The sequence below is a fragment of the Streptomyces sp. NPDC059900 genome (assembly GCF_050270335.1).
GTDB lineage: Bacteria > Actinomycetota > Actinomycetes > Streptomycetales > Streptomycetaceae > Streptomyces.
The window spans coordinates 1-4,222 of sequence record NZ_JBNNJZ010000651.1 but is presented as its reverse complement, the minus strand read 5'-3'; the positions used below and the strand labels follow the sequence as shown (position 1 = coordinate 4,222).

The following is a 4,222-nucleotide window of genomic DNA, read 5'->3' as shown; positions in this document are numbered from 1 at the left end:
CAGTCCAAGGACAGTGCCCTGCGACCTCCTGGGTCAACAGGGCACGGAACTGTGACATGCGCGGGTGCGCGGGGTCCTCAGAGGCGGCCGACGACCTTGCGCGGGGTGACGCGGACGACGACGCGGGGGTCGTCGTTCACGGAGGACGGATTGAACTCCGCGTACTTCTTGCCGGTGTACTTCACCGCGAGCTCGTCGATGAGCTCCTGCCCGCCCTCGGTGGTCATCGTCGCCTCGCCGCGGATCTCGGCGTACGTGTACGGGGCGTCGAAGGGCTGGAGCAGCACCGTCACGCGCGGGTCGCGGCGCAGGTTCTTCTCCTTCCGGCGCCCGATCGTGGTGGAGAAGAGCACGTCGTCGCCGTCGCGCTTCACCCAGACCGGTGAGACCTGGGGGCTGCCGTCGGGCTGGATCGTGGCGACGGAGATGAAGACCGGGGTGTCGAGAAGGCTCTTGAGGTTGTCGGACAGTGCGGCGGACATGGGGGTGCCTCTCTCTCGTACGTCGACCTCGTGCGTCGACGGGTGATGTCGGGGTGCGCTACCGGTACTGCTGTCGGGGTGCGCCATTGATACTGCTTCAACGCACCCCGCGGCAGCGGCATTTCACCCGTTCCAGGTACCCCGGTCAGCCCGTCCGTACGACCAGTGCCGTGGCGATCGCGGCGAGGCCCTCGGCGCGGCCGGTGAGGCCGAGGCCGTCCGTCGTCGTGCCGGACACGGCGACCGGAGCGCCCGCGGCGGCGCCGAGCGCCTTCTGCGCCTCGTCGCGCCGCTTGCCGATCTTGGGGCGTACGCCGATGACCTGGACGGCGATGTTGCCGATCTCGAAGCCTTCGGCGCGCACGATCCTGGCCGCCTCGGCGAGCAGGGTCACTCCGGAGGCGCCGGACCACTCGGGCCTGCTGGTGCCGAAGTGCGCGCCGAGGTCGCCGATGCCGGCCGCGGAGAACAGGGCGTCGCAGGCGGCGTGCGCGGCGACGTCACCGTCCGAGTGGCCGGCCAGGCCCGCACTCTCGCCCTCCCAGAGGAGCCCGGCGCACCACAGTTCGCGCCCTTCCTCGAAGGCGTGCACGTCGGTGCCGATGCCGACCTGCGGCAGCGTCACGCGCGGCTGCTGCTCAGAAGCCATCGTTGGCCCTCCTGCGGGCGAGTACGGCCTCGGCGAGGACGAGGTCGAGGGGGCGCGTCACCTTGAAGGCCTCTTCGTGGCCGGGCACGACGACGACCTGGAGACCGAGTTGCTCGACCATGCTGGCGTCGTCCGTGACGTTGTCGGTGACGGTCGCGTGGGCGCGCACGAGGGTGTCGCGGTCGAAGCCCTGCGGGGTCTGCACGGCGCGCAGGCGGGCCCGCTCGGGGGTGGCCACGACGGGCTCGGGGCGGCCCGGCTCCTTGGGGTCGCCCGGCTCGACCTGCTTGACGGTGTCGGTCAGGGGCAGCGCGGGGACGACGGCGGGGGCGCCGTCGCGCACGGCCTCGATGACTCCGTCGACGGTGTCGACGGGCACGAGCGGGCGGGCCGCGTCGTGCACCAGGACGACGCCGATGCCCTCCGGGAGGGCGTCGAGGCCGAGCTTCACGGACTCCTGGCGGGTTTCGCCGCCGGGAACCACCAGGAAGTCGGTGCGCTCGGGCAGCGCGTGGTCGGCCAGGAGGGTCTTGACCTCGGCGGCGTCCTCCGGCGGGGCCACGACGACGACGAGCGAGACGGCGCGGGACGCGGCCATGGCCCGTACGGCGTGAATGAGCATGGGCGTGCCGTTCAGCGCGCGGAGCGCCTTGGGGGCGCCCGGGCCGAGCCGTACGCCGCGTCCGGCGGCGGGGATCACGACCGCGGTGCGGGATTCCTCAGACATCGCTTCCGTTCAGGTTTGTGTGCTCGGGGGAGGTGGGTATGGCCACAGCGAGCCGCCGGGCGCGAGCCTCGACCGGACCCTTCCGTGACATCTGGTCGAGCCGGCTGATCGCGCCCGCGGCACGCATGCTGAACAGCATCGAGCAGGACTCGAGCACCACGCGAGAGCACAACGTAAGAATTCAAGGACTGCGTCTTCGAGAACTTCGAGACCAGGGATCACGTCTGACGGGAACGGCGTACGGGTACAGCCGTGCCCGGGTACGAACATGCCGCAGCGCCCGGCGACACCATTGAGGGTCAGCGGGCACCGCGGCATTCATGGCGCCAAGACGTATGCGTACGCGTATGTCAGGACGCGATCAGGACGCGAGGACCTCGTCGAGCAGAGCCTCGGCCTTGTCCTCGTTCGTGTTCTCCGCGAGGGCGAGCTCGCTCACCAGAATCTGGCGAGCCTTGGCGAGCATGCGCTTCTCGCCCGCGGACAGTCCGCGCTCACGCTCACGACGCCACAGGTCACGCACGACTTCCGCGACCTTGATGACATCGCCCGAAGCGAGCTTCTCGAGATTTGCCTTGTAGCGACGGGACCAGTTCGTGGGCTCTTCGGCGTACGGCGCGCGCAGTACTTCGAAGACCCGGTCGAGCCCGTCCTGACCGACCACATCACGCACGCCGACGAACTCCGCATTGTCCGCAGGCACACGTACCGTCAAGTCGCCCTGAGCGACCTTCAGCACCAAGTAGGTCTTGTCCACGCCTTTGATCTGGCGAGTCTCAATGGCCTCGATCAGCGCGGCCCCGTGATGGGGATAGACCACGGTGTCGCCAACCTTGAACGTCATGTGACAGGTACCCCTTCCGTGGCTATCCATCCTAACACGAGAATCGCCTCTTCTGAATGGCGTTTTCGCAGGTCAGGGCATATCTCGGGGCTTGACAACTACAACAGGAACGTGCTGCGGAAGGCTTCCGGAGCGAGGTATTCGCAGGTGGGAGCGGCTCTCCGGGGGAGCAGAAACACGCCCGTCACACGCCCTCCGAGAGCGCTCCAAGAGGCTGAACGTCCCGGTTTGCCGGGTTCCAGACGGTGAACTTCCGCTACTCCGTTCGGCGACCTGAGAGACGTACGACTCCGCGTTCGGCAAGAATCCGGAATTGATCAAGTGGCCCCGGTGATCAATTTCCCGGACTTCCCCGGACCGCCATGCATTCCTTACCGGAAATCCGCAAGGCGGGCCCTGATGACGCTTGACGGCGCTTATGTGAATGGTGGACGAGAGGCCAATGACGCGCACGTGACAGGAGTGACGGGTGTGGCGGGACTCAGGGAAGACACAGGCGGGGCTCAGGTGGTCCGGGAGTGGCTCGCGTGCCGTAGGGGCGGGTCGGGTGCGGTGGCGCGGGGGCGGCTCGGTAACCTAAGGCCGCTGACACACACTTAGGGCGGCTTTACGGCCGTCCGCCCCTCCCGTACCGCCCTCGTTCAAGGAGTTGCCGCCGCCGTGAGCCGCAGCCTTCGACGTGGCGCAATCGCCGCCACCGCCATCGCGTTCTCGCTCGCGTCGCTCGCCGCGTGCGGCGCCGGTAACAACGCCCAGACGCACGAGATCAAGCCGGACAACGCAGCGACGTCCGTCGGTGACATCAAGATCCAGAACGCCATGGTGATCACCCAGCCCGACCTGAAGTCGACGGGGCCCGCGGTGATCGCCGCCACGGTGTTCAACACCGGCCGCACCGACCAGACCCTGGACGAGATCTCGGTCACCGGCACCGGCAAGAAGGCGAAGATCACGCCCGGCAAGGACGACAAGACCTCCAAGAAGGGTGGTCCGCTGACCATCCCCGCCGGCGGTTCCGTCGTCATCGGCGGCAAGGACAACGCGTCCGCCGTCCTGCCCAGCAGCCGCGAGGCCGTCAAGGACGGCAACGCGCAGGCGGTCAACTTCGTCTTCAGCAAGACCGGTGACGTGAAGATGAAGACCTTCGTCGTGCCGGCCGAGAGCTACTTCAAGAAGTGGGGCCCGAGCGAGGTTCCCGCGGCTCCGGACGGGAAGCCGTCGACGAAGCCGTCCGGTTCGACGAGCGGTGAGCCCTCCGAGGGCGCCACGCAGGGCGCGACCGAGGGTGCGACCGAGGGCGGCGCCGGCAACCCCTCGAACAAGCCGTCGGGCAGCGCCTCCGGCGAGGCCGCGGACACGTCCGGCGCCGGCTCCGAGGCCGGGACGCAGGACGCGGGCACCACGGCGGGTACGGGTACCCAGCACTGACGGGCCCGGCACTGACAGGCAGAAGCAGGAGGGGCGGGAACCCGGGCCCGGGGTGCCCCCCCCCCAGCGGGCGGCCGGGCGGAGGGGGGGGC

5 protein-coding genes are annotated in these 4,222 nt (G+C 69.0%); 1 reads left to right on the top strand and 4 read right to left on the bottom strand.

The genetic code is table 11. The features are described from left to right. Positions 1 to 77 precede the first annotated feature (77 nt). From ACQKIP_RS41230 to ACQKIP_RS41215, 4 genes are all read right to left on the bottom strand, one after another. A complete protein-coding gene (locus ACQKIP_RS41230) occupies positions 78 to 482 on the bottom strand; it encodes a PPOX class F420-dependent oxidoreductase (RefSeq protein WP_365860273.1) in 405 nt (134 codons plus the stop codon). A gap of 145 nt (positions 483 to 627) precedes the next feature. Further along, positions 628 to 1,131, bottom strand: coding sequence for a 2-C-methyl-D-erythritol 2,4-cyclodiphosphate synthase (gene ispF / locus ACQKIP_RS41225; RefSeq protein WP_365860272.1), 504 nt, complete (start codon positions 1,129 to 1,131; stop codon positions 628 to 630). Next, positions 1,121 to 1,858, bottom strand: a complete 738-nt coding sequence (ispD, locus tag ACQKIP_RS41220) for a 2-C-methyl-D-erythritol 4-phosphate cytidylyltransferase (RefSeq protein WP_365860271.1) — start codon at positions 1,856 to 1,858, stop codon at positions 1,121 to 1,123. Before ispD ends, ispF begins: the two co-directional genes overlap by 11 nt. 361 nt (positions 1,859 to 2,219) lie before the next feature. Beyond that, positions 2,220 to 2,702: a CarD family transcriptional regulator gene (locus ACQKIP_RS41215; RefSeq protein WP_003953493.1), complete on the bottom strand. Its 483-nt coding sequence runs from the start codon at positions 2,700 to 2,702 to the stop codon at positions 2,220 to 2,222. A gap of 660 nt (positions 2,703 to 3,362) precedes the next feature. On the opposite strand from ACQKIP_RS41215, the gene ACQKIP_RS41210 reads away from it, so the two are divergent. Continuing rightward, a complete protein-coding gene (locus tag ACQKIP_RS41210; protein WP_365860270.1) occupies positions 3,363 to 4,130 on the top strand; it encodes a DUF461 domain-containing protein in 768 nt (255 codons plus the stop codon). Positions 4,131 to 4,222: the final 92 nt, after the last annotated feature.

Excerpts from the sequence above, each read along its gene's own strand:
- ispD (WP_365860271.1), bottom strand. The coding sequence starts at position 1,858 with ATGTCTGAGGAATCCCGCACCGCGGTCGTGATCCCCGCCGCCGGACGC.
- ACQKIP_RS41215 (WP_003953493.1), bottom strand. The coding sequence starts at position 2,702 with ATGACGTTCAAGGTTGGCGACACCGTGGTCTATCCCCATCACGGGGCC.
- ACQKIP_RS41230 (WP_365860273.1), bottom strand. The coding sequence starts at position 482 with ATGTCCGCCGCACTGTCCGACAACCTCAAGAGCCTTCTCGACACCCCG.
- ispF (WP_365860272.1), bottom strand. The coding sequence starts at position 1,131 with ATGGCTTCTGAGCAGCAGCCGCGCGTGACGCTGCCGCAGGTCGGCATC.